This window comes from Streptomyces sp. Sge12 (assembly GCF_002080455.1).
Classification (GTDB): Bacteria; Actinomycetota; Actinomycetes; order Streptomycetales; family Streptomycetaceae; genus Streptomyces.
In genome coordinates this window covers 1,490,125-1,511,012 of the sequence record NZ_CP020555.1, presented here as the reverse complement: position 1 = coordinate 1,511,012, position 20,888 = coordinate 1,490,125, and the positions used below count along the sequence as shown (strand labels likewise).

24 protein-coding genes are annotated in these 20,888 nt (G+C 71.6%); 11 read left to right on the top strand and 13 right to left on the bottom strand.

Going from position 1 to position 20,888, the window contains the following annotated elements:
• Positions 1–4 precede the first annotated feature (4 nt).
• Positions 5–787, top strand: a complete 783-nt coding sequence (locus B6R96_RS06810; protein WP_030385224.1) for a bestrophin-like domain — start codon at positions 5–7, stop codon at positions 785–787.
• Positions 788–874: 87 nt separating this feature from the next.
• Here the strand turns inward: B6R96_RS06810 and B6R96_RS06805 are convergent, their stop codons facing one another.
• The 3 genes from B6R96_RS06805 to B6R96_RS06795 form a co-directional block, all read right to left on the bottom strand.
• The gene (locus tag B6R96_RS06805; RefSeq protein ID WP_079406679.1) at positions 875–2,044 is read right to left on the bottom strand and encodes an MAB_1171c family putative transporter; all 1,170 of its coding nucleotides are present in this window, start codon (positions 2,042–2,044) and stop codon (positions 875–877) included.
• Positions 2,041–2,598, bottom strand: coding sequence for a hypothetical protein (locus B6R96_RS06800; protein WP_030385222.1), 558 nt, complete (start codon positions 2,596–2,598; stop codon positions 2,041–2,043). The genes B6R96_RS06805 and B6R96_RS06800 overlap by 4 nt, the downstream gene beginning before the upstream one ends.
• Positions 2,599–2,662: 64 nt before the next feature.
• Positions 2,663–3,331 (bottom strand): helix-turn-helix domain-containing protein, encoded by a 669-nt coding sequence (locus B6R96_RS06795; RefSeq protein ID WP_030385221.1) that lies wholly within the window; start codon positions 3,329–3,331, stop codon positions 2,663–2,665.
• Between the two features lie 334 nt (positions 3,332–3,665).
• On the opposite strand from B6R96_RS06795, the gene B6R96_RS06790 reads away from it, so the two are divergent.
• From B6R96_RS06790 to B6R96_RS06770, 4 genes are all read left to right on the top strand, one after another.
• The gene (locus B6R96_RS06790) at positions 3,666–4,535 is read left to right on the top strand and encodes a helix-turn-helix domain-containing protein (protein ID WP_053701411.1); all 870 of its coding nucleotides are present in this window, start codon (positions 3,666–3,668) and stop codon (positions 4,533–4,535) included.
• Between the two features lie 199 nt (positions 4,536–4,734).
• Positions 4,735–6,135, top strand: coding sequence for a 6-phospho-beta-glucosidase (locus tag B6R96_RS06780; RefSeq protein WP_081521960.1), 1,401 nt, complete (start codon positions 4,735–4,737; stop codon positions 6,133–6,135).
• Positions 6,136–6,207: 72 nt separating this feature from the next.
• Complete coding sequence (locus B6R96_RS06775) at positions 6,208–8,268, top strand: MDR family MFS transporter (RefSeq protein ID WP_053701413.1); 2,061 nt, start codon at positions 6,208–6,210, stop codon at positions 8,266–8,268.
• A 103-nt stretch (positions 8,269–8,371) separates the two neighbouring features.
• A complete protein-coding gene (locus B6R96_RS06770; protein ID WP_203351600.1) occupies positions 8,372–9,034 on the top strand; it encodes a GOLPH3/VPS74 family protein in 663 nt (220 codons plus the stop codon).
• A gap of 52 nt (positions 9,035–9,086) precedes the next feature.
• Here B6R96_RS06770 and B6R96_RS06765 read toward each other — a convergent pair whose 3' ends face one another.
• Together B6R96_RS06765 and B6R96_RS06760 are read right to left on the bottom strand one after the other, a co-directional pair.
• Positions 9,087–9,578 (bottom strand): nucleotide triphosphate diphosphatase NUDT15, encoded by a 492-nt coding sequence (locus tag B6R96_RS06765; RefSeq protein ID WP_053169345.1) that lies wholly within the window; start codon positions 9,576–9,578, stop codon positions 9,087–9,089.
• On the bottom strand, positions 9,575–10,192 hold the full coding sequence (locus B6R96_RS06760) for a helix-turn-helix domain-containing protein (protein ID WP_081521959.1): 618 nt from the start codon (positions 10,190–10,192) through the stop codon (positions 9,575–9,577). Before B6R96_RS06760 ends, B6R96_RS06765 begins: the two co-directional genes overlap by 4 nt.
• Before the next feature lie 66 nt (positions 10,193–10,258).
• On the opposite strand from B6R96_RS06760, the gene B6R96_RS06755 reads away from it, so the two are divergent.
• On the top strand, positions 10,259–11,236 hold the full coding sequence (locus B6R96_RS06755; RefSeq protein WP_081521958.1) for an NAD(P)/FAD-dependent oxidoreductase: 978 nt from the start codon (positions 10,259–10,261) through the stop codon (positions 11,234–11,236).
• A 129-nt stretch (positions 11,237–11,365) separates the two neighbouring features.
• Positions 11,366–12,784, top strand: a complete 1,419-nt coding sequence (locus B6R96_RS06750) for an FAD-dependent oxidoreductase (protein WP_081521957.1) — start codon at positions 11,366–11,368, stop codon at positions 12,782–12,784.
• Between the two features lie 16 nt (positions 12,785–12,800).
• On the opposite strand, the gene B6R96_RS06745 is transcribed toward B6R96_RS06750, so the two are convergent.
• Positions 12,801–13,886, bottom strand: coding sequence for an ATP-dependent DNA ligase (locus B6R96_RS06745; protein ID WP_081521956.1), 1,086 nt, complete (start codon positions 13,884–13,886; stop codon positions 12,801–12,803).
• 75 nt (positions 13,887–13,961) lie between these two features.
• Here B6R96_RS06745 and ligD point away from each other — a divergent pair, with 75 nt between their 5' ends.
• Together ligD and B6R96_RS06735 are read left to right on the top strand one after the other, a co-directional pair.
• Positions 13,962–14,981 (top strand): non-homologous end-joining DNA ligase, encoded by a 1,020-nt coding sequence (gene ligD, locus B6R96_RS06740; protein ID WP_081521955.1) that lies wholly within the window; start codon positions 13,962–13,964, stop codon positions 14,979–14,981.
• Positions 14,982–15,099: 118 nt separating this feature from the next.
• Positions 15,100–15,327 carry a hypothetical protein gene (locus B6R96_RS06735; RefSeq protein WP_081521954.1) on the top strand — a complete coding sequence of 76 codons (228 nt, stop codon included), beginning with the start codon at positions 15,100–15,102 and terminating at the stop codon, positions 15,325–15,327.
• Positions 15,328–15,396: 69 nt separating this feature from the next.
• Here B6R96_RS06735 and B6R96_RS06730 read toward each other — a convergent pair whose 3' ends face one another.
• Together B6R96_RS06730 and B6R96_RS06725 are read right to left on the bottom strand one after the other, a co-directional pair.
• A complete protein-coding gene (locus tag B6R96_RS06730; RefSeq protein ID WP_081521953.1) occupies positions 15,397–15,837 on the bottom strand; it encodes a DUF4259 domain-containing protein in 441 nt (146 codons plus the stop codon).
• Between the two features lie 72 nt (positions 15,838–15,909).
• The gene (locus tag B6R96_RS06725) at positions 15,910–16,113 is read right to left on the bottom strand and encodes a hypothetical protein (RefSeq protein ID WP_081521952.1); all 204 of its coding nucleotides are present in this window, start codon (positions 16,111–16,113) and stop codon (positions 15,910–15,912) included.
• A gap of 143 nt (positions 16,114–16,256) precedes the next feature.
• Between B6R96_RS06725 and B6R96_RS06720 the strand changes: the two genes are divergently transcribed.
• Positions 16,257–17,147 (top strand): alpha/beta hydrolase, encoded by an 891-nt coding sequence (locus tag B6R96_RS06720; RefSeq protein ID WP_237291355.1) that lies wholly within the window; start codon positions 16,257–16,259, stop codon positions 17,145–17,147.
• Between the two features lie 9 nt (positions 17,148–17,156).
• Here the strand turns inward: B6R96_RS06720 and B6R96_RS06715 are convergent, their stop codons facing one another.
• Complete coding sequence (locus tag B6R96_RS06715) at positions 17,157–17,819, bottom strand: TetR/AcrR family transcriptional regulator (RefSeq protein WP_081521950.1); 663 nt, start codon at positions 17,817–17,819, stop codon at positions 17,157–17,159.
• Between the two features lie 162 nt (positions 17,820–17,981).
• Here B6R96_RS06715 and B6R96_RS06710 point away from each other — a divergent pair, with 162 nt between their 5' ends.
• The gene (locus tag B6R96_RS06710; protein WP_030385205.1) at positions 17,982–18,230 is read left to right on the top strand and encodes a WhiB family transcriptional regulator; all 249 of its coding nucleotides are present in this window, start codon (positions 17,982–17,984) and stop codon (positions 18,228–18,230) included.
• Here B6R96_RS06710 and B6R96_RS06705 read toward each other — a convergent pair whose 3' ends face one another.
• From B6R96_RS06705 to B6R96_RS06690, 4 genes are read right to left on the bottom strand one after another with little or no spacing between them, the layout of a single operon-like run.
• Positions 18,231–18,812 (bottom strand): hypothetical protein, encoded by a 582-nt coding sequence (locus B6R96_RS06705; RefSeq protein WP_081521949.1) that lies wholly within the window; start codon positions 18,810–18,812, stop codon positions 18,231–18,233. It lies immediately after the preceding gene.
• Complete coding sequence (locus B6R96_RS06700) at positions 18,809–19,429, bottom strand: hypothetical protein (RefSeq protein ID WP_159396295.1); 621 nt, start codon at positions 19,427–19,429, stop codon at positions 18,809–18,811. The genes B6R96_RS06705 and B6R96_RS06700 overlap by 4 nt, the downstream gene beginning before the upstream one ends.
• On the bottom strand, positions 19,426–20,559 hold the full coding sequence (locus tag B6R96_RS06695) for a hypothetical protein (protein ID WP_081521947.1): 1,134 nt from the start codon (positions 20,557–20,559) through the stop codon (positions 19,426–19,428). The genes B6R96_RS06700 and B6R96_RS06695 overlap by 4 nt, the downstream gene beginning before the upstream one ends.
• Positions 20,552–20,854 carry a hypothetical protein gene (locus B6R96_RS06690; protein WP_053168828.1) on the bottom strand — a complete coding sequence of 101 codons (303 nt, stop codon included), beginning with the start codon at positions 20,852–20,854 and terminating at the stop codon, positions 20,552–20,554. Before B6R96_RS06690 ends, B6R96_RS06695 begins: the two co-directional genes overlap by 8 nt.
• Between the last annotated feature and the right edge of the window lie 34 nt (positions 20,855–20,888).

Below are 20,888 nucleotides of genomic sequence, written 5' to 3'. Positions count from 1 at the left end.
CCACGTGTCCGAATGGCTGGTCCTGGCCATCGCCATGGCGCTCGTCTGCGCCCTCGTCCTCGCCATCACCGCGATCCGGCACCGCCGGGCCGCCGACGACGAGGACACCAGCGAAACCCCCGACGTCATCGAGTACATGACGATGATGGTGGGTGTGGTCTACGCGATCGTGCTGGGCCTGGCCATCGCGGGGGTCTGGGAGGCGCGCGGCGCCGCCGAGGACAGCGTGCGCCGCGAGGCCCAGGCCCTGTACGAGGTCACCCAGCGCGCCGACGTCTACCCGGCGGCCGTCCGCGACCGGATCCGGGGCGAGGTGGACGCGTACGTCTCGCACACCGTCGCCGTGGACTGGCCGCTGCTGACCTCCGGGGACGGCGCCTCGGCCGAGGGCGGCGCGCTGCTCGGCAAGCTGCGCAGCGACGTCACGCACCAGAGCCCGACCACCGAGCTCCAGGCGCAGGCCTACCAGCCGCTGCTGGACCACATCGCCGCCGCGGACGACGCGCGCCACTCGCGGACGCAGAGCTCCGAGTCCACCCTGCCGGGCGTGGTGTGGTTCGGGCTGCTGGTCGGCGGGGTGGTCACGGTCGGGCTGATCTTCACCCTGCAGATCCGCCGGTCCGGGCGGGAGTTGCTGCTCGCCGGACTGTTCAGCGCGCTGATCGTGTTCCTGCTGTTCATGGTGTGGAGCTTCGACGCGCCGTACGGTCGGGACGGGATCGACTCGGCCGGGCCCTTCCAGGACCTGTTCCCGGCGACGGCGACGGTGGCGGCCGGCACCCGCTGAGCCCCGGCCGGTACCGGCCGAGCCCCCGCCGGCATCCGCCGAGCCCCGGCCGGTGCCGGTGCCGGCGCGGTGCACGTCACGGCGCCGCTACACGGTCACCTGTCGCCGGAGCGACTGCACCACCGGTGAGTGGCGCAGCGCGTGGGAGATCCGCAGCAGGTCGCGCGGACCGTCGGCGGTGTCGAGGAAGGTCTCCTCGTCCTCCCCGATGATCTTGCCGTCGGGGTCGGCGGAGCGGGCCCGTACGGCGGCCGCGACCATCGCGGCGTCGGCGACGGCGCGGGCGGTCTCCTCGTCGGCCCCCTCGGCGACGGCGCTCGCGTAGGCGCCGTCGCGCAGGCCGCTGTCGAAGTACGGCCCGAGGTGCAGGAACCCGTCGTGGATGTCCGACTCGCGCTGGATCACCCGCAGCTCCGCCGCGGACCACCAGGCGATCCGCACGGAGGGCGTGCCGACGGGCGCGGAGATCTGTACCTCGTGCCAGAGCGGGCCGAGCTGGCGGTACGTCGCCCAGGTCTGCCAGTGGTCCGACAGCCGCTGGCAGACCAGCGGGACCACGAAGCCCATCGCGCTGATCAGCGCCCCGAGGGAGGCGAGCGGCGGCGCGGCGAAGGTGCTGAGGTCGTCCAGGTTGTGCCCCGACCAGCGGGCGACGACCGCGGTCATCTTGGTGGCGTCGTAGGCGAGGTTGAAGATGTAGCCGGCGACGATGATCACCAGTCCGACCCGCAGCCAGCCGCGGACCTGGAGCGACCAGCGCCAGCACAGGACCACCATCACCACGGCGGCCACGTGGTGGGCCAGCAGGTAGAGGGCGATCATGTGGCCGATGTAGGGCGTGTTGGCGTAGTAGGTGTCGAAGTCGCGCAGCCGCTCCACCGGGGTCTCCCCGAGGGCGAAGAGCACGACCAGCGCGACGATCACCACGCTGTAGCCCAGGATCCAGCGGCGCGAGACGCGCCGGGTCTGTTCGGGCGGTCCGCCCCGCCAGTTGACCATCAGGACCAGGCAGGATGCGCTGAACGCGGTGATCAGGCAGTACACCAGGGGGGCCGAGACGTTGACGATCCCGGTCCAGCGGTTGACCGCCGCGATGGTGGGCGGGGCGGCGAAGGCGAACACCGCTCCCGCCAGGGTCAGCAGGGCGACCACCGACCTCAGGAGCGGGTCGTTCCAGTTGTGCCGCAGGGCCGGCAGCTTGAAGGCGAGCGAGATCGCCATCGCAGCCGCCGGTATGTAGTAGTCCTCGCCGTTCAACGGTCGTTCCTGTGCCCCCGGTAGCCCAGCGAGGCCTCGATCCGGCCCGCCAGTTGATCGCGCTGGACGGGAGCCCGGTGGCTCGCCGATCCGGCCAGCCAGTTCCGGCACCGGCTGCCCAGCAGTAAGCCGAAGGTTTCGGCCTCCGTCTCCTCCTGCACGTCGGCGCGCGTACGCGCGGCGACGCGGCGGACCGTCTCACCGATGTCGGCCTCGTCCGTCAGCAGCCGCGCGGCGACGGCGGCGCCGTCGACGTGGTGACTGCAGTGGCCGGCCTTCATGTGCCACAGCTCGTGGCCCAGGATCACCAGCTGGTGGTCCGGCGCGGTGCGTTCCTCGATGACCACGAGGTCGCGGTCCGCCATGTCGAGCCACAGGCCGCTGGCCGTCCGCGGCGGGAACGAGGCCATCCGGAAGTCCACCCGGCGTCCGCGGTGTCTGCTCATGCCCTCGCAGAGGGCAGCGTAGAGGTCCACGGGTTCCACGGGTGCGGTCAGCCGGATGCCGGCCACCAGCTCCCCGCACAACCGCCGCTGCTCTCTGCCTATGCTCACCGTTCTCCCCGTCGGCGCGGATCCGGATCAGGACTCAAGGATCAGACCCAGACTTTCGACTGGGTCAGGATTCGTTCGGTTTGACGCTTTCGAGGAGCATGTCCAGCCATTCGGTCACCTTGTCCCGGTGCTTGTCGCTGGGCAGTTGGGCGGCGCGCCAGGCGATGCCCCGTACGCCGTGGTTCTGGAGGAGTCTTGCCAGCGGATCCCCGGACGATGCGGCCGAAGCCGGTACGGTTTCCCGCGCCCGCCCCGCGAAGTCCTGGAGCAGCTGTTGCTCGGTCCTCTGGAGGGCGTCCGTCAGGGCGTCGGAGTCGTGCGCCGTGAGGAACCCGGCGTGCACTCCGAAGAACCGCTGGATCGCGTCGCAGTGTTCCATGGTGGGACGCCGGTCGCCGTTGATCAAAGCCCCGGCCTGCTGCCGCGACATGCCGGCGCCGTCCGCGATCTCCTGCTGCGTGTAGCGGCGGCCGTTGGGTTTGACACGTGTCCGCCGGAGCAGGTCGAGACGCTGGAGGAACCGGGTCTGCAGATCGGGTTCGCCGGCCGGCCTGCCGTCGAGCAGGGTCCTGACCACGTCCGTGGGTACGCCGGAGGCCTCGGAGAGCCGCCGCAGGTCGAAGACCTGGTTCAGGTCGCGGCCCATCTTGCCCGCGAGTTCGGCGACACGCGTGATGGTGGCTGCCAGGGGTGCGTTGGCTACCGCGACGGGAGCCGGGAAGCCGTCTGTCACCAGTGGTTCTCCTAGATCGCGCGAAGTCGGTATGGGCACATGGTCGGCTTCTGGAATCTAGCCGCTCTCGCCCGGAAGGGCTAGAACGTGCCACAGCTGTGGCGGGAATGAGCTGTCAAGAGGCTGGAATTGCCACAATAGTTGACACTCGAATGAAGTCGGTAGCAGGATCGCCACACGGAAATGAAGATCCAGACCGGAGGAGGGGGAGCTCTCAGTGCCACATCTCGCAGCGGTGGGCCCGTCCGATGGACTCGCCCGAGCCGGTGAAGAGCGTCTGGCGGGCGAGGAATCCGCCCGCGGCGCCGTTCGGTCGGAGCGACGCAAGGAGATTTTGCGCCAGCGCCGCGAGGAGTTGGGCCTGAGCCAGGAAGATCTTGCCGCCCGGCTGCGCATCAGCGTGCGCGCGTACGGGAACTGGGAAAGAGGCCTGGTCAAAGAGTGGACGGACCGTAAACTCCTCGCCCTGGCCGAAGCCTTGGAGATGAGCGAGCGACAGTGCTTCTGGCTGTTCCGGGTCATGGTCGACCGTGACCCGCCGCCCACGTGGCGCGCCGCCGAGGAGAACAGGCTGCCCGACGATCCGGCGCAGCGCGACTACCTGTGCGACTACGCGGCCCTGATGGAGTCCGTGCCGTACCCGAGCTTCCTGGTGGACCACCGCTGGGACGTGGCCCTGACCAACTCGGCCTTCGACCAGCTCTTCCAGTCGGTGAGACCGCACCCCACGGCCCTGCCGGACGACAACTTCCTGCGCTTCGTGCTGTTCCACCCGGACGCGGCGGCCGTGCTGGAGGACCACGAACCGGCCTGGTGCGTACCGCTGCTGGCCCAGTTCGCGACCGCGCTGGCCGGGGCTCCCGAGGACGAGGGGCTGCGCAGCATCCGCCAGGAGGTGGCCCGTGACCCGTTCATGGAGGCGGCCTACCGCTACGGCGTGCCGCACTGGCTGAGCACCCACGGGACCGACGCCGCCGAGCTGGACGGGGCGGTGCGCACCGTGCGCCACCCCGACCCGCGGTGGGGTCTGGTGCGCTGCCGGATGGTGGCCGAAACCAGCCGGATGCTCGGCGAGATGGGGCTGACCCGGATCACGCTGATCCTCTCGACGCCGACGGGCGCGCCGAGGGGTCCCGTCCAGGGCGGCGGCTTCACGCACCAGCAGGGCGCCAGGCTGCGCGCCGTGCCGTCGCCGGTGGAGTGACCGACCGGGCAGACTGGTACCGGCGGACGTGGGCCGTGGCGTGTCTGTCGGCGTGCGTCTCGGTGATCGTGGCACCGATCGTGTTCGTGTCACTGATCGTGGCACTGATCGTGGCACTGATCCGGGCACCGATCCCGGGACCGGCCACCGCGGCGGACACGTCGGCCACCGGATCTGCACTGGCGAAAGGCGGTAGGGCGTGCGGCTGACGATCCTCGGCGGGGGCGGCTTCCGGGTCCCACTCGTCTACGGAGCCCTGCTCGGCGACCGTGCCGAGGGCAGGGTGTCCCATGTGACGCTCTACGACGAGGATCCGGCGCGGCTCACCGCCATGACCCGGGTGCTCCGGGACCAGGCGGCTGCCGCAGCCGCAGCCGCAGCCGCTGACGCGCACGGCCCGGCGGGAGACGGCCCGACCGTGGACGCCCCGGCCGTCACGGCCACCGGGGACCTCGACGAAGCCCTGCGCGGAGCCGATTTCGTCTTCTCCGCCATCCGCGTCGGCGGCCTGGAGGGGCGCGCCGCGGACGAGCGGATCGCCCTGGCCGAGGGTGTGCTCGGCCAGGAGACGGTGGGCGCGGGCGGGATCGCGTACGGCCTGCGGACCGTCCCCGTGGCGCGCGAGATCGCCCGCAGGATCGCCCGTACCGCCCCGGAGGCGTGGGTCATCAACTTCACCAACCCGGCCGGGCTGGTCACCGAGGCGATGGCCGAGGAGCTCGGCGAGCGCGTGATCGGCATCTGCGATTCGCCCGTCGGCCTGGGGCGGCGCATTGCGCGGCTGCTGGGCGCCCGGCCGCAGGACGCCTGGATCGACTACGTGGGCCTCAACCACCTGGGCTGGGTGCGCGGGCTGCGCATCGGCGGCCGCGACGAGCTGCCCCGGCTGCTGGCCGACACCGAGGCCCTGGAGTCCTTCGAGGAGGGCCGGCTCTTCGGGGCCGAATGGCTGCGCTCGCTCGGCGCGATCCCCAATGAGTACCTGCACTACTACTACTTCAACCGTGACACCGTACGGGCCTACCAGGAGGCGAAGCAGACCCGCGGGGCCTTCCTGCGCGACCAGCAGCGCGGCTTCTACGCCGAGGCCGGCCGGGCCGGAGCGCCCGCCGGGGCGGCGCTGGCCGCCTGGGACCGTACGCGGGCCGAGCGCGAGGCCACGTACATGGCCGAGAACCGCGAGGTGGCGGGCGTCGGGGAGCGCGACGGGAGCGACCTCGAATCCGGCGGCTACGAGAAGGTCGCCCTCGCGCTGATGCGGGCCATCGCCCGGGACGAGCGGGCCACGCTGATCCTCAACGTCCGCAACGGCTCGACGCTGTCCGTCCTCGACGCCGAGGCCGTCATCGAGGTGCCCTGCCTGGTCGACGCGAACGGCGCCCACCCGGTGGGCGTCGCGCAGCTGCCCCTGCACGCGGTGGGGCTGGTGACGGCGGTCAAGGCGGTCGAACGGGAGATCCTGGCGGCGGCCGCGAGCGGCTCGCGGGCGGACGCGGTCAAGGCCTTCGCCCTCCATCCGCTGGTCGACTCGGTGGGGGTGGCCCGGCGGCTGCTCGACGGGTACGCGGCGGAGCACCCGGGTCTGGCCTACCTGCGCTGACCCGGGCCGGCCGTTCCCCCGTACGGCTCAGCGCCGCATGCGCCGCGGCGGGCGGGCTGTGACAGTGCGAAGGTGACCACTGCCCCCGCCGAGGCCGCCGCGCCCCCCGTGATCGACCGGCGGCGGCGCAACGTCATCTTCGGCACGATCATGCTCGGCGTGCTGCTGGCGGCGCTCGACCAGACGATCGTCGGGACCGCGCTGCCCACGATCGTGGGGGATCTGGGCGGCGGCGACCACATGTCGTGGGTGGTGACCTCCTACCTGCTCGCCGAGACCGTGGCGACGGTCCTGGTCGGCAAGTTCGGCGACCTCTTCGGCCGGAAACTGATCTTCCAGATCTCCGCCGTCGTTTTCATCAGCGGCTCCTTCCTGTGCGGCCTGTCCCCCAACATGACCTTCCTGATCGTGTGGCGCGGCGTCCAGGGCATCGGGGCCGGCGGCCTGATGGTCACCGCCATGGCGCTGATCGCCGATGTGGTGCCGCTGCGCGAACGCGGCAAGTACCAGGGCATGATCGGCGCCGTCTTCGGGGTCGCCACCGTGATCGGACCGCTGCTCGGCGGGTTCTTCACCGACCAGCTGACCTGGCGGTGGTGCTTCTACGTCAACGTCCCGATCGCGATCCTCGTCGTCATCGCGGCCGCCAGGACGATCCCGGCCGTCCGCGCCTCGGGCAAGCCGGTCATCGACTACCTGGGCATCGCGCTGGTCGCCGCCGGCGCCAGCGCGCTGATCCTGGCCACCAGCTGGGGCGGGAACGAGTACGCCTGGACCTCGCCCGTCATCATCGGGCTGTTCGCGGGCGGCGTGGTCGCACTGGGGCTGTTCTGCCTGGCCGAGACGCGGGCCGCGGAACCGATGCTGCCGATGCGGCTCTTCCGCAATCCGGTCTTCTCCGTGTGCTCCGTGCTGAGCTTCGTCGTCGGATTCGCGATGCTCGGCGCGATGACCTTCCTGCCGACCTACCTCCAGTACGTCGACGGGGACTCGGCCACGATCTCCGGCGTCCGGACCCTGCCCATGGTCGTCGGCCTGCTGATCGCCTCGGTCTTCAGCGGCAACGTCGTGAGCAGGACCGGCCAGTACCGCATCTTTCCCATCGTCGGGAACGCGGTCATGGGCGTCGGCCTCTACCTGCTGTCCCTGATGGAGCCGGGGAGCGGCACCCTGCTGGAATCGCTGTACATGTTCGTGCTCGGCACGGGCATCGGCCTGTCGATGCAGGTGCTGACCATCGCCGTGCAGAACACCGTCGACTACGCCGACCTGGGCACGGCCACCTCGGGCGTCACCTTCTTCCGTACGCTCGGCAGCGCCTTCGGGACGGCGGTGTTCGGGACGATCTACGCGAACCACCTGGGGCCCGGACTGGAGGCCGCGTACGTGGAGGCGGCCGGGATCGCCGGACAGGACCCGCAGGAGCTGGCCCGGGCCGCGTCCACCCCGCAGGGCGTGCACCGGCTCGCCCCGGAGGTCGCGGCCCCGGTGATCGACGCGTACGCGCAGGCCCTGCACACCGTGTTCCTGTACACCGTTCCGGTCGCCGCGTTCGGCTTCGTCGTGGCGCTCTTCCTCAAGCAGGTCCGGCTGCGCGACAGCGCCCGGGCCGGGTCCACGGACATGGGCGACGGATTCGGCTCACCGGCCACGGCCTCGGGCGATTCGGCCAAGCTGCTGGAACTGGCCGTCGGCAAACTCGTACGGAACATGGGCGCGGACACGGCGCGGGGGATCGTCGAGGGCTCCGACACCCGCCTGGACATCGCGGGCGCCTGGGCGGTGATGCAGGTGGACCTGATGACCCGGACCGTCGGCCACGCCAGCATCGGCCTGATCGCCGGCCGCCGGTCCCTGCCGCCGGAGGTGCTGATCCCGGTCTACGAGCGGATGGCGGACGAGGGCTTCCTCAGCCGCGAGGGCAGCTTCTTCACCCTGACCGCGGCCGGGCAGCGGGAGGCCGACGTCATCTCGAAGGCATGGGCCCAGTGGCTGGGGGACCAGCTGGAGAAGGACCGGGGGCGGCCGCGGAGCGCCGAACTGCGGGTGGCGGCGGACGCGATCGCCAAGCGGCTGCTCGCGGAGGACCTGGGGGAGGGGAATTTCGCGCCAAAGGTGGTGCTGCGCCGGTGAATCCGGGACCGGAAGGGAACCCGGCGCCATCATCGCTCGTCCTCCCTACGAGGCAGTAACAAAGCCGGACCGGCAGACGGACGAAGGACGACGGGGGCCGCTCGTGAGGATCACACTGGCCGAAGAGATCATGCTGCTGTCCCTGGACGACGAGTCGGGGGCGGCGCGGCAGCGACAGTCGGCGGGCTGGGCCGTGGCGGGCGCGATCCTGCTCGAACTGGTCATGGCGGAGCGGGTGTCGGTGTCGGGCAAGTACCTGGAGCTCACGAACACCGAGTCCACCGGGGAGCAACTGCTGGACGGCCGGATCCGGTTGATGGAGGACTGGATGCGGGGCCGCAGCAAGCGCCGGGTGACGGACTGGCTGACGAAGGACCAGCCCAAGGCCGTCGGCGCCGCCCTGGAGAGCCTGAGCGGGCGCGGGCTCGTGGTGGCACAGGTGCACAAGGTGTTCGGCGTGTTCCCGCAGCGCCGCTACCCCGAGGCCGACGGCACCGTCGAGCGCGCCCTGCGCGAGCGGCTCCACGCCGTCGTCCTGGACGGCGCCGAGCCGGACGCGCGCACGGCCGGCCTGATCGCGCTGATCCACTCGGCGAAGCTGCACCGGCTGGCCTTCCCCGACCGGCAGCCCGGCGAGTTGACCGCGCGGACGGCGGAGATAGCCGCCGGCCAGTGGGCGGCCGAGAGCGTACGGGTGGCGATCCGCGACATGCAGGCCGCGATGGTGGCCGTGACGGCGGTGACGGTCCTGACGGCCACCAGCTAGCGCGGGCGCGGTCAGGTGCGGGAGCGGGTGTCGAGCCCGGGCCGGGGCGCGGTCAGGTGCTCTGCGCCGGGCCCGACAGCGGGTAGGCGTGGGCGGGGACGGCCGGCAGCGCGGCGAGGTCGGGGCGCCACGCGCGCAGCACGGCCGCGGACGGGACGTACAGGGCCGCCGGGATCTCGGCGGGGGCGAACCACTGCCAGCGGGCGATCTTGTGCGGCTCGGTGACGGCGGGGACGCCCTCGGCCGAGGTCGTGACGGCGGCGGCCGTCAGGCGGGTCAGGCCGGCCGTGCCCTCGATCTGCACCGACAGGATCCGGATCGACCCCGGGTCCGCTCGCAGGTCCGTCTCCTCGGCGAGTTCCCGGGCGGCGGCCTGCTCGAAGCCCTCCCCGGGGTCGACCTTGCCGCCGGGCAGCTCCCAGCGGCCGTCGTGCGCCTGGCCGAGGAGCACCCGGCCGTCCGGACCCACGACGACCAGCCCGACACCGACGACGGCATGGGGCTGCGGTGCGGCTCGCTCGGGGCGCTCGCCGGTGCTGGTCATGGACGTCCTTCCGATGCGGTGGTGGGGCGGGCCCGGACATGGATCCGCTCGCCCTGCGGGCCGAAGAGGCTGAGGAACTCCGCCGGCTGCGGACCCGCGTTGAAGAAGGCGTGCGGAGTGTGCGTGTCGAACTCGGCGGCCTCGCCGGGACCGAGGATCAGGTCGTGCTCGCCGAGCAGCAGCCGGATCCGTCCGGACAGCACGTACAGCCACTCGTAGCCCTCGTGCACCTGCAGTGAGGGCTCGGGCGGCGGTCCTTCGAGGGGCGGGAGGATCTGCTTGAAGGCGTGCACCCCGCCGAAGTTCCGGGTCAGCGGTATGTAGGTGCTGCCGTGCCGGACGAAGGGGCGCGGGCGGATCCGCGGATCCCCGGTCTCCGGGGCCCCGACCAGCTCGTCGAGCGCCACCCGGTGCGCGCGGGCCAGCGGAAGGAGCAGCTCCAGCGTCGGCCTGCGCTGCCCGGACTCCAGCCGGGAGAGGGTCGAGAGCGAGATCCCGGTGCTTTCGCTGAGCTGGGCCAGCGTGGTGCCGCGCTGCCTCCGCAGGGCGCGCAGCCGCGGGCCCACGGCGGTCAGTACACCGGCGAGTTCCTCGTCCTGCTCCTCGGTTCCCATGCCTCCATTTGCCGCTTCGGCAAGAACATTTGTCAAGCGGGCCGCCGGGGGCAGACCCTCACAGACATGGGCAACGCAGTGGACAACTCGTTCGACGTGGCCGTCGTCGGCGGTGGGGCCGCCGGGCTCGCCGGGGCCCTGACCCTGGTCCGGGCCCGCCGTTCGGTACTGGTGATCGACTCCGGCAGCCCGCGCAACGCCCCGGCCGCGCACATGCACGGATACCTCGGCCAGGACGGGGAGAGCCCGGCCGCCCTGCTCGCCAGGGGGCGCGCCGAGGTGACCGGCTACGGCGGCGAGGTCCGGACGGGCACGGTCCTCGCCGCCGACCGGCTGCCCGACGGGAGTTTCCTGCTGCGCTGCGGGGACGGCACGACCGTGCGGGCGGGCCGGCTGCTGGTCGCCACCGGCCTGGTGGACGAGCTTCCCGCCGTGCCGGGCCTCGGGGCGCGCTGGGGGCGGGACGTGCTGCACTGCCCGTACTGCCACGGCTGGGAGGTCCGCGACCGGCCGATCGCGGTGCTGGCGGACGGCCCGCTCGCCGTGCACCAGGCCCAGCTGTGGCGGCACTGGAGCGCGCACACCACCCTGCTCGCGCACACCTGGCGGCTCACCGCCGAGGACCGGGAGCTGCTCGCCGCCCTCGGTGTCGATGTCGTCGAGGGCGAGGTGACCGGACTCGCCGTCCACGACGACCGGCTGACCGGGGTGACCCTGGCCGGCGGCGCCGAGGTGGGGTGCCGGGCCCTCGTGGTGGCCCCGCGGTTCACCGCCCGCTCCGGTGTCCTGACCTCGCTCGGCCTGCCGACCGTCGTCATGGAGCGGGACGGCCGGGCGATCGGCACCTGCGTCGAGTCCGATCCGGCCACCGGGGCCACCGCGCTGCGCGGGGTCTGGGTCGCGGGCAATGTGACCGCACCGATGGAGAAGGTCGCGGGCGCGGCCGCACAGGGGGCGCAGGCCGCCATGGCCATCAACACCGACCTGATCGAGGCGGAGACCCGGCGGGCGGTCGAGGCATACCGGGCGGGTGCCGACGTGTGAGGGTCGGCGCGTGAGCGCCGGGTCTTTGAGCGACTATCGGTCATTTGTGCGGGTTTCGGACAGCTTCCGTGCGTGCAGGCTCTGTGCGGTGTGATCGTCGTACGGTCCAACAGCTCGGGGGGACGCTCCATGGCACATGTGCTGGTCATCGGCGGAGGCGTCGCGGGGCCCGCCACCGCCCTGCTCGCGGCGCGGCGCGGACATACGGCGGAGGTCTTCGAGAGCGATGTGCGGGCCCCGGGCACTTCGCTCGACCGCGACTTCTTCGGCTGGCGGCGGCCGACCGTACCGCAGGCGGCCCAACCCCACGTCCTGCTCGGGGCCGCCCACAACGTCCTGCGCGCGGACCTGCCCGACGTCCACGAGGAGATGCTCCGGCTGGGCGCCCGCGAAAGGCACGAGCTCGACTGGTTCGACGTGCGGCCACCCGCGCTGCCCGGCGACGAGGACCTCGTGATGCTGCAGGCCCGGCGCATCGTGCTGGAGAGCGCGCTGGCCACGGCGCTGCGCGCGGAACCGGGGGTCGTCGTCCGGTACGGGGAACCGGTCACCGGGCTCCTCACGGCCCCGGGACCGGCCGGAGCCGCCGGGGTCACAGGGGCTGCCGCGGTCCAGGTGACGGGAGTGACCACGGAGAGCGGGAGTTACCCGGGTGACCTCGTGGTGGACGCCTGCGGGCGGCGCGGGGGCACCGAGCGCAGGCTCGCCGAGGTGGGCTGCCGGCCACCCGTCGTCGAACGGCACCGCACCGGACTCGCCTACTTCTGCCGCTGGTACCGGCTGCCCGAGGGCATGGAGGAGGGGCCGCGCAGGCCGTGGGCGGTGACCGGCGGGGCCTTCGCCGGGTGCGCCGTCTTCCCGGCCGACAACCGGGCGTTCGCCGTGACGCTGTTCGTGCACACCACGGACACCACCCGGTCCGCGCTGCGCGACCCCGACGTCTTCGAAGCGGCGGCGCGCGCCTTCCCGCCCGGCGCGGCCTGGCTGGCACTGGGCGCCGAGCCGCTGTCGGGCGTGCTGGCGACTGCGAGCCTGGACAACCGCTGGAGCGCGCTGGTCGACGAACAGGGCCCCGTGGTGAGCGGGCTGGTGCCGGTCGGTGACTCGATCACGCACACCAACCCGACATTGGGGCAGGGCACCTCGCTGGCCCTGTGGGCCGCGCGCAGGGTGGCCCGTACGGCGCACCGGGACCCGGGCTCCCCGCGGTACGCCGCCGAGCACCACATCTGGGCGCAGCGCACCCTGAAGCCCTGGTTCGACTTCCAGGTGGTCGCCGACGCGGCCATCGGCGAGCGCTTCGCGACCCGGTCCGGGCGCGGGGCGACGGCACGCGAGGTGTCCGCGCTGTTCGACTGTGCGCTGGAGGACCCCGAGGTGATGCGGGCACGGGCGCGGGTCCGGCACCTGGTGGAACCGCCGGAGCGGGCGTACGCCGATCCGGAGATCCGCGCGCGGGTGGCGCGCTGGCTGGCGGACCGCCCGGACTACGCGCCGAACACGGCGGGCCCGGACCGGGAGGAGTGGGAGAAGCTGACGGCGGGGTGAGCCGGGCGGCCCCCGCTCACCCCGCGCGGCCCGAGCCGACGCCCGGTCCGAGTACATCGCCGAGGTCGTACCCGACGACCTCCTCCAACTGGGCGTAGGTGCAGCTCTCGGGCGTCCGGTCGGGCCGCCAGCGGTGGAACTGGGCGGTGTGCCGGAAACGATCGCCCTCCATGTGGTCGTACCTCACCTCGACGACCCGCTCGGGGCGCAACGGCACCCAGGAGAGGTCCTTCTTGCCGGTCCAGCGGCTCTGCGCACCGGGAAGCCGGGCACTCTCGTGGGCGGACTCCTCGGCCCAGGCGGCCCACGGATGGCCGGTCGGATCAGGCATGCGCAGGGGTTCGAGTTCCTCGACCAGCTCGGCGCGGCGCTTCATGGGGAAGGCGGCGCACACGCCCACGTGCTGCAGGGTGCCGTGGGTGTCGTGCAGGCCGAGCAGCAGCGATCCGACAATCGGACCGCTCTTGTGGAAACGGAAACCTGCGACGACGACGTCGGCGGTACGTTCGTGTTTGACCTTGAACATGAGGCGGGCATCGGGCCGGTAGGGGAGATCGAGCGGTTTGGCGATCACACCGTCGAGCCCGGCGCCCTCGAATCGCTCGAACCACTCCTGCGCGAGCGCGGGATCGGTGGTCGCGGGCGCGAGATGCACGGGGGGCCGAGCAGTGGAGAGGGACCGGACCAGGGCGGTACGGCGGTCGGCGAGCGGGGTGTCGAGGAGCGCCTCGTCGTTGAGCGCGAGCAGGTCGAAGGCGACGAAACTGGCGGGGGTGGTCTCGGCCAGCAGGGCGACGCGGGACTGCGCGGGGTGGATCCGCTCGGTCAGCCGGTCGAAATCGAGGCGCCCGCCATGCACGATCACGATCTCGCCGTCCACGACGCAACGGCTCGGCAGATTGTCCTTCAGGGCCTCCACCAGCTCGGGAAAGTACCTGGTCAGGGACTTGCCCGTGCGGCTGCCGATCTCGATCTCCGCGCCGTCGCGATGCACGATGGCCCGGAAGCCGTCCCACTTGGCCTCGTACTGCATCCCGGGCGGGATCTTCGCGACGGATTTGGCGAGCATCGGCTTCACGGGCGGCATCACTGGCAGATCCATGCATTCGATTCTGCGGTGGTACGTCCGGACCCGCCCGGTATGCGCGCCGGAGCGGGCCTGCCTACCGTGGCGCACATGGGTGCTGCGGGTAATGCGATCGAGCTGGAGGCGGGCGGGCGGACGGTACGGCTGTCCAGCCCGGACAAGGTGTACTTCCCGGAGCGGGGTCTCACCAAGCGGCACGTCGCCGAGTACTACCTGGCGGTCGCGCCCGGCATCACACGAGCCCTGCGCAACCGGCCGACGACCCTGGAGCGCTTCCCGGACGGGGTGGAGGGCGAGTCCTTCTTCCAGAAGCGGGCCCCGAAGAACCTTCCCGACTGGATCCCCACCGCCCACATCGCCTTCCCGAGCGGCCGCACGGCCGACGAGATCTGCCCGACGGAACCGGCCGCCGTCCTGTGGGCGGCCAATCTGGGATGCCTCACCTTCCACCCCTGGCCGGTGCGGCGCGATGACACCGACCGCCCCGACGAGCTCCGGATCGACCTGGACCCGCAGCCGGGCACCGACTACCACCACGCGGTGGCGGCCGCCCACGAACTGCGCGCCCTGCTGGAGGAACTGGGCCTGCGCGGCTGGCCCAAGACCTCGGGCGGCCGAGGGCTGCACGTCTTCGTGCCGATCGAGCCGCGCTGGACCTTCACCGAGGTCCGGCGGTGCGCCATCGCACTGGGCCGGGAACTGGAACGCCGCATGCCGGGAAAGGTCACGACGGCCTGGTGGAAGGAGGAGCGCGGCGAGCGGATCTTCGTCGACTACAACCAGACGGCGCGCGACCGCACGATCGCCTCCGCCTACTCGGTCCGCCCGCGCCCGCACGCCCCGGTATCGGCGCCCCTGCGCTGGGACGAGGTGGACGACGCGGAGCCGCGCGACTTCGACATCGTGACGATGCCGGCGCGCTTCGCCGAACTGGGCGACCTGCACGCGGACATGGACGAGCACGCCTTCGTCCTGGACGCCGTCTTGGAACTCGCCGCCCGCGACGAACAGGACCACGGCCTGGGCGACATGCCCTACCCCCCGGACTATCCGAAGATGCCGGGCGAACCCAAGCGCGTCCAGCCCAGCCGGGCGAAGCACGAGGGCTGACGCCCGGCGGCGGGAGCGGGGCGCCGGCACTCCCTGCAAGCGACTGCATCCTTTGGCCTACTGTGTTCTCGGCCCTGTGGAGGACGATCTTGCGGCACGGCCGCGAGAGGGTTGATCCGTGCGAACAACCATCGGATACACCGTCGAAAGCATCGGCTACGTCGTAGGGGCCCAGGGGCTCGTCAGCTTCGCCTCGCAGGCCTTCTTCGGCACGGAGTGGGGCTGGATGCACAAGGTCGTCGACCTCCCGTCCACCGCGTACCTCGGCATCATCGCCGTGGGACTGGCGCTCATCCTCGGCGGAGTGAAGACGCGAAAGGCCGCCGACCGCCGGCAGCCCGCCTGACCCGGCGAACTGCAGGTCGTCGCCAACCGGCCGGGCCGGACCGGTGCGGCCGGATGCCCGAAGCCTCACTCAGCGCTGAGCGAGCGGGGCGGCTGCTCCCTCGGAAGATGCGGCCAAGAGGGCGGTTCGGATCCCGGCGAGGCTGGCCCGCCAGGAGCCGTCCTCGTCGGTTTCACCCCACAGCTCCATGAGTTCGGACGGCTCGGTGACCACGCGGTCGAGGGCCTGGACGGCAAGTGCCCGCAGTTCGGTGGAAAGTTGGGGCAGTGCCAGGTCCGGCCCGTACGCGGTGGTGATGGGCTCGCCACCCGGGCACTGTGCGGCGACCAGTGCCGCCGCTGCGACCGCCTCCACCGCGATGTCCTGATCGAGATGGTCGCGGGTGTCGATAGTCCGGAGAAGAGCGTCCCGGATGATGCCTTCTCTCTCGCCTTCGGGCGCCTCGTCGAGATCGCCGGAGAAGTCCGCGGCAGTGTCGTTGTCGAAGGGGCCGACGTCCCAAGTACCCATGTGTCTCTCCCGCTCGTGGTGATGTCCGGGCATCGTGCCAGCCCCCACTGACATGCCGTGACCGACGGTGGTTCAGGCTCGGCCGGGATCGTGGACGGCTCGGGTCCACTGAGCCTCGAACTCTTCTTGACCGATCACGAACGGCACCCACGCGGGGGCGTAACGGTCCACCAGAGGTGGGTTGAAGGTCCAGTGCTCCGGAGTGCTCCGGTAGGCGATTCCGTCCTCGGCCAGCTCGACCTGGCGAAGTCGACGGCCATCGTGGCCGACCTCCATCAGGTAGACCTCATGCCGGAGTCGTGCAGGGCCGGAAAGCGTCCCAATAACAACACGAACGGTCGTGCTAATATTTTTGCATCGGCTTGCCATCGGCATCTGGCTGCCCTGAGGAGATTCCGGAGAACCCGCGCATGCATCCCATGGCTTCACTCCTGAGCACCGCCCTCAACGTCACGGCCCGGCTCGCCCCGGGGCCGGCCGGGCGCCGGGCCTTCGCGCTGTTCGTCCGGCCCCTCGGGCGGGCACGGCTACGGCCCGAGGAGGCGGATCCGATGGCGCGGGCCGTGCGGGGACGGATGGTCGTGTACGGCACGGCCGTGACCACGTACCGATGGGGCGACGGGCCCCGGCCCGTTCTCGTGGTGCACGGCTGGTCCTCGCGCGCCTCGCGGTTCGCCGGGCTCATAGAGGCCCTGCGGGCCCAGGGACGTACCGTGATCTCCTTCGACGCGCCCGGGCACGGGGAGTCCGAGGGGCGCGCCTCCACGATCCGCGACTACCGGGCGATCATCGGCCGACTGCACGCGGAGCACGGTGACTTTTCGGCCGTCGTGGCCCACTCCTTCGGCGTGCTCGCCACCTTCTCGATGCTGCACGACGGCATGAGGGCCGACCGCGTCGTCGGTATCGGGGGAGTGGCGGACTTCGACTACCTCGTGGCGCGCTTCCGTGCCGGGTTGGATCTGGGCGAGGGAGTGGGGCGCGCACTACGCGCCCACGTGGAGCGCCGTCTCTTCCCGGGTGACCCCGACATCTGGCGGCGCCTCGACGCCCGCCGCCGCTTCGCGGACGTGCGGGCGCCCATCCTGCTCGTCCACGACAGCGACGACGACGTGATCGATCCCGCCCAGTCCCGCGCGATCGCCGCCGCCTACGGCCCGCAGGCCCATCTGATCGAGACCTCCGGTCTCGGCCACCGGCGCATTCTCGCCGACCCCGATGTCATCCGGACGGCGGTCGAGTTCGCCGTCTCGGAGGCTGCGCCGCCCGCACCCGTACCCGCGCCTGCCGCCGGCGCACACCGCGCGTGAGATGCGGCGTCAGGAAGGCGAGCTGAACGCGGGCGGTAGTTCCGGCAGTTCGTCCGGAGCGGCCGCCACCGCGCGCAGCCGGCCGAGGATGCCGCGCCCGGCCCGTTCGTACGCCGACGGGTCGCCGTGCAGGACGGAATGCGCGTTGGCCAGCTCCATCAGGGCCGTCAGCTCGAAGGCGAGCTGCGGCACGGCATCGGCGTCCGCCGGACTCCGGAACCCGCCCGCCAGGCGCGCCTCGTCCAACAGGCGCTCCACGTAACGAGTCCAGTCGGAGCGCACCTTGGCGATCTCGTCGCGCACCGGCCCGGGGCGCGCGTCGAACTCGGCGGAGACGGAGTAGAAGAAGCACCCGCCGGGGAAGACCCGCCGCCCGGAGTAGTCGAGCCAACGCGCGCACAGCCGCCACACCTTGGGAAGGCCGTCGGGATCCCGGTGCACGGGCCGCACGACCTCGTTCAGGAAAACCTCCACGGCGGCACGGACGGTGGCGAGCTGAAGGTCTTCCTTCGAACCGAAGAGGGCGAAGACCCCGCTCTTGCTCAGGCCGAGATCCGCGGCGATCTTCCCCAGGGACAGGCCTTCCAGGCCGTCCACGGATGCGATGCTCATCGTCCGGTCGAGCACGGCCCGCCGCGTCTGGTTGCCGCGCTCCACGCGTCCATCAGCCATAACACCATCTTACCGAACGCACGGTCGTTCACTCAGTGCGAGGAAACGGCCGTTGTCAGTGGCGGGTGCGATGCTCGGCGGGAGGCGCGCATACGGCCGGTCATGACGTGTGTTGATCAGTCGTTGATCGGACGTCCATCCGCGGCAGTAAGTATCACCGGCATGTCGATTAACACCACTACCGCAACCACTGACACCGCTTGGTACGAGCTCGCCCTGTGCGCCCAGACGGGCCCCGGCTTCTTCTTCCCGGAGCCCGGCTCCTCGCTCCGCGACGCGAAGCGGCTGTGCGGGGCGTGCGAGGGACGGACCGCATGCCTGGAGTACGCCCTGGCCAATGACGAGCGCTTCGGAGTCTGGGGCGGCCTCTCGGAGTCCGAGCGCCTCGCCCTGCGCGCCCGCCGCCGCTGATCAGGTGCGCGTCCCCTTTCCGCTGCCCCGGACCAACCCCACCCGCCGCGCAAGCTCGAACCCCTCGCCACCGCACTCCTCCCGGCGCGGTGTGTGGGGTACGACGCGCACGGGGTAGTGCCCGCCGACGGGCGACACGACCCCGCCGAAGCGCGGGTCACCGGCGAACCAGATCCGGTCCGGGTGTCCGTCCTCCAGCGTCGCGAGCGGTACGGGGAACGGGATGATCCGGAACATGGCTGTGAAGTCCTCCCGGAAGGGGATGGCGACGGTCGCTGGGCTGCCGTTCCGTCTGCGCTGGTGCCGACAGGGCCATTCCTGCCAGGGGTAAGCCTGGAGTACCGCGGCGACGCGGCGTCGCCGGAAATAGGCGACGATCACCCACGGCAAGTAGGGCAAAACGAGAATGATCAAGAGGGCAAGGGTCGTGCCCGCGTGGGGGACAAGGCCCATGCAGACGAGGGCGGTCAGCGGCGGGCCACCGAGGCAGAGCACCCAATTGAAGCGACGGATCGCCAACCGCCTGTAGCCGACCACCGTGGGAGGGTGGTCCCAGGCAGCCTTGGCGAGCGTGACGCTCATAGGAGCACCTCCAGGATGCGCGAGGTGCCGACGGCCTTCGGCACCTTCGGGTCGGGATCGCTGAACTGGAGGGTGTGCGCCACCGCTTCGAGGATGTCCGTATAAGCGTCGGCGTGCTGGGTGCAGGCGCTGCTCAGATCCAGGACGAGTAAGTGCTGTCCCTCCGGGTGAACGGTCGCGAGCCTGGCCTGAAACTGGTGATGCTCAACTTCAGGCACGGAAATGATCCCTGAGATCAGGCAGCACGGAAGAGCCGATGGCAGGTCGACGAACCTGCGAACGGAGCTGGTCCACAGGGGCGAGCGCGCGATGGCCAGAGCCGTACGCGCCACGGCGAGCCGGGGGTTGGGCTGCTCCACCCGCCGGATCGTCAGGGAGAACAGTGATGTGGCGACTCCGACCGGCTCCTCTGGATGGAAGCCCAACGCGGTGTGCACGACATCGTGCCCCGTGAGTTCGTCAAGGTTGTCCATGAGTCGGGACAGTTCCCGTTGGGCAGCAGGGCTGCCCAGGGCCTCCGCGAATGCGTCCAGGGACGCCGCGTCGCAAGGGGCGATGTCGTGAAAGCCCGGAGGCAGGCGGAACCAGACTTGAGGCATGCTGCTCTGATGGGTCATGGCCGCAGCGCCGACCACACGTGGCCCGTCTTTCTGATGGCTGAGGGAGTGTCCTCCAGTACCCCTCGGGTGCCGTCCACTGCGGTCGAGCCGTGTTCGACCGCGTCGTTGTCCGGGGTGTAGTCGAGTACTGCGGTAAGCGCGCCGGTACCTGCCACTGCCACGCCCACCCGTTCTCTGGCATCCGGTGTCGACGACCGCATCGCCCATCCGGTGAGCGGGCTCTCCAGCTGCCGCAGGTCGTCGGAGGTGGACCAGGCCGACTGCCTGAACGCCGTGGCGCCGGGGGCCAGCCCCACGACCGCGCTGCTCTCCGGGGCCGCGGCCATCGCCGCCCGGGCGGCTGTCGTGCCCGCTTTCGCGCCGGAGGCGACCGCCGCGACGCCCGGCACCGCGCCGACCGTGTCCCCGAGCAGTGTCACGCTGCTCTTCCAGAAGTCCGCGTCGAACTGGCCCTTGGTGAAGCCGTCGGTCAGGGACTTGCGGAACTTCGGGTCCGAGGTGTGCATCGCCAGCGCCGCCAAGGACAGCCCACTGCCGACCAGCATGATCGCGAGCCCCGCCGGCGGGCAGACGAGAGCCACGCCCGCCCCGATCGCGCCCAGGATCGCCGACGCGTTCGACATCGCGTCCGCCGGGTCATCGACGATCTTGTTCCAGATGGACGCCAGCAGGCCCGGTTCCTTCGGGGCCAGGCGGTCCGTCGCCGCGTTCAGGGTCTGCGCCACCCGGCGGGCCGCCGCTCCGTGCTCGGCAGCCAGTTCGCGGGCCAGGCGGCGGACGTCCGCCAGGGCTTCGGCGGTTTTCGCCGCGGCGGCCTGGGTCTCGTACCGGGAGGCCAGCGCGCGGTGGGAGACCAGGGTGTCGTGCCACCCCGTGAGCCGGCGGGCCGCCTCCGCGAGGGAGGTGTGGGCCGAGCCGAGGTAGCGGGGGACGTCCTTCGAGAGGGAGGCCCGGAAGGCGGTGGCGGCCTCGCCCTGCCAGGCCGCGCTGTGCGAGACCAGGTCCTTCACGACCCGGGAGGCCTCCCCGAGGGAGGTGGCCGACGCGCTGAGCTTCTTGGCCAGGGCCAGCACCGCGGCGGGATTTCCGGGGGCCGGGTCGAAGCCCAGCGCCGCGTGCTCAGCCATGCGCGGCCGCCGCCCTGAGGAAGGCCGCGCGGATGGCCTGGTCCAGCTCCGCGTACTCCGCAGCGCTGCGGTCCACGCCCTCCCGGACGCCCTTGACGCGTTTGGTCAGCTCCCGCGTGCCGTAGGCCCACCGTTTCTGGAAGCCGTCGCACGCTGCGTCGAGGTCCGCCGTGCCCAGCTGGTCGGGCCGTACGTGGTCCAGCGCGCGGCGGGCGTCCCGCAGGGAGGTCAGCGAGGAGTCCAGGACGCGCGTCAGACGGGTCAGCTGGTCGATGTCCACCTGGAGCGAGGTCATGACGCGAAACCCTGGCAGAGCAAGGCTCTGCCAG

What these genes read in the sequence shown, in the direction of transcription:
- B6R96_RS06720 (WP_237291355.1), top strand. Translation starts at nt 16,257, where the DNA reads ATGGCTTCACTCCTGAGCACCGCCCTCAACGTCACGGCCCGGCTCGCC.
- B6R96_RS06700 (WP_159396295.1), bottom strand. Translation starts at nt 19,429, where the DNA reads ATGACCCATCAGAGCAGCATGCCTCAAGTCTGGTTCCGCCTGCCTCCG.
- B6R96_RS06765 (WP_053169345.1), bottom strand. Translation starts at nt 9,578, where the DNA reads ATGACCAGCACCGGCGAGCGCCCCGAGCGAGCCGCACCGCAGCCCCAT.
- B6R96_RS06710 (WP_030385205.1), top strand. Translation starts at nt 17,982, where the DNA reads ATGTCGATTAACACCACTACCGCAACCACTGACACCGCTTGGTACGAG.
- B6R96_RS06730 (WP_081521953.1), bottom strand. Translation starts at nt 15,837, where the DNA reads ATGGGTACTTGGGACGTCGGCCCCTTCGACAACGACACTGCCGCGGAC.
- B6R96_RS06745 (WP_081521956.1), bottom strand. Translation starts at nt 13,886, where the DNA reads ATGGATCTGCCAGTGATGCCGCCCGTGAAGCCGATGCTCGCCAAATCC.
- B6R96_RS06695 (WP_081521947.1), bottom strand. Translation starts at nt 20,559, where the DNA reads ATGGCTGAGCACGCGGCGCTGGGCTTCGACCCGGCCCCCGGAAATCCC.
- B6R96_RS06755 (WP_081521958.1), top strand. Translation starts at nt 10,259, where the DNA reads ATGGGCAACGCAGTGGACAACTCGTTCGACGTGGCCGTCGTCGGCGGT.
- B6R96_RS06750 (WP_081521957.1), top strand. Translation starts at nt 11,366, where the DNA reads ATGGCACATGTGCTGGTCATCGGCGGAGGCGTCGCGGGGCCCGCCACC.
- ligD (WP_081521955.1), top strand. Translation starts at nt 13,962, where the DNA reads ATGGGTGCTGCGGGTAATGCGATCGAGCTGGAGGCGGGCGGGCGGACG.
- B6R96_RS06705 (WP_081521949.1), bottom strand. Translation starts at nt 18,812, where the DNA reads ATGAGCGTCACGCTCGCCAAGGCTGCCTGGGACCACCCTCCCACGGTG.
- B6R96_RS06725 (WP_081521952.1), bottom strand. Translation starts at nt 16,113, where the DNA reads ATGGAGGTCGGCCACGATGGCCGTCGACTTCGCCAGGTCGAGCTGGCC.
- B6R96_RS06690 (WP_053168828.1), bottom strand. Translation starts at nt 20,854, where the DNA reads ATGACCTCGCTCCAGGTGGACATCGACCAGCTGACCCGTCTGACGCGC.
- B6R96_RS06760 (WP_081521959.1), bottom strand. Translation starts at nt 10,192, where the DNA reads ATGGGAACCGAGGAGCAGGACGAGGAACTCGCCGGTGTACTGACCGCC.
- B6R96_RS06715 (WP_081521950.1), bottom strand. Translation starts at nt 17,819, where the DNA reads ATGGCTGATGGACGCGTGGAGCGCGGCAACCAGACGCGGCGGGCCGTG.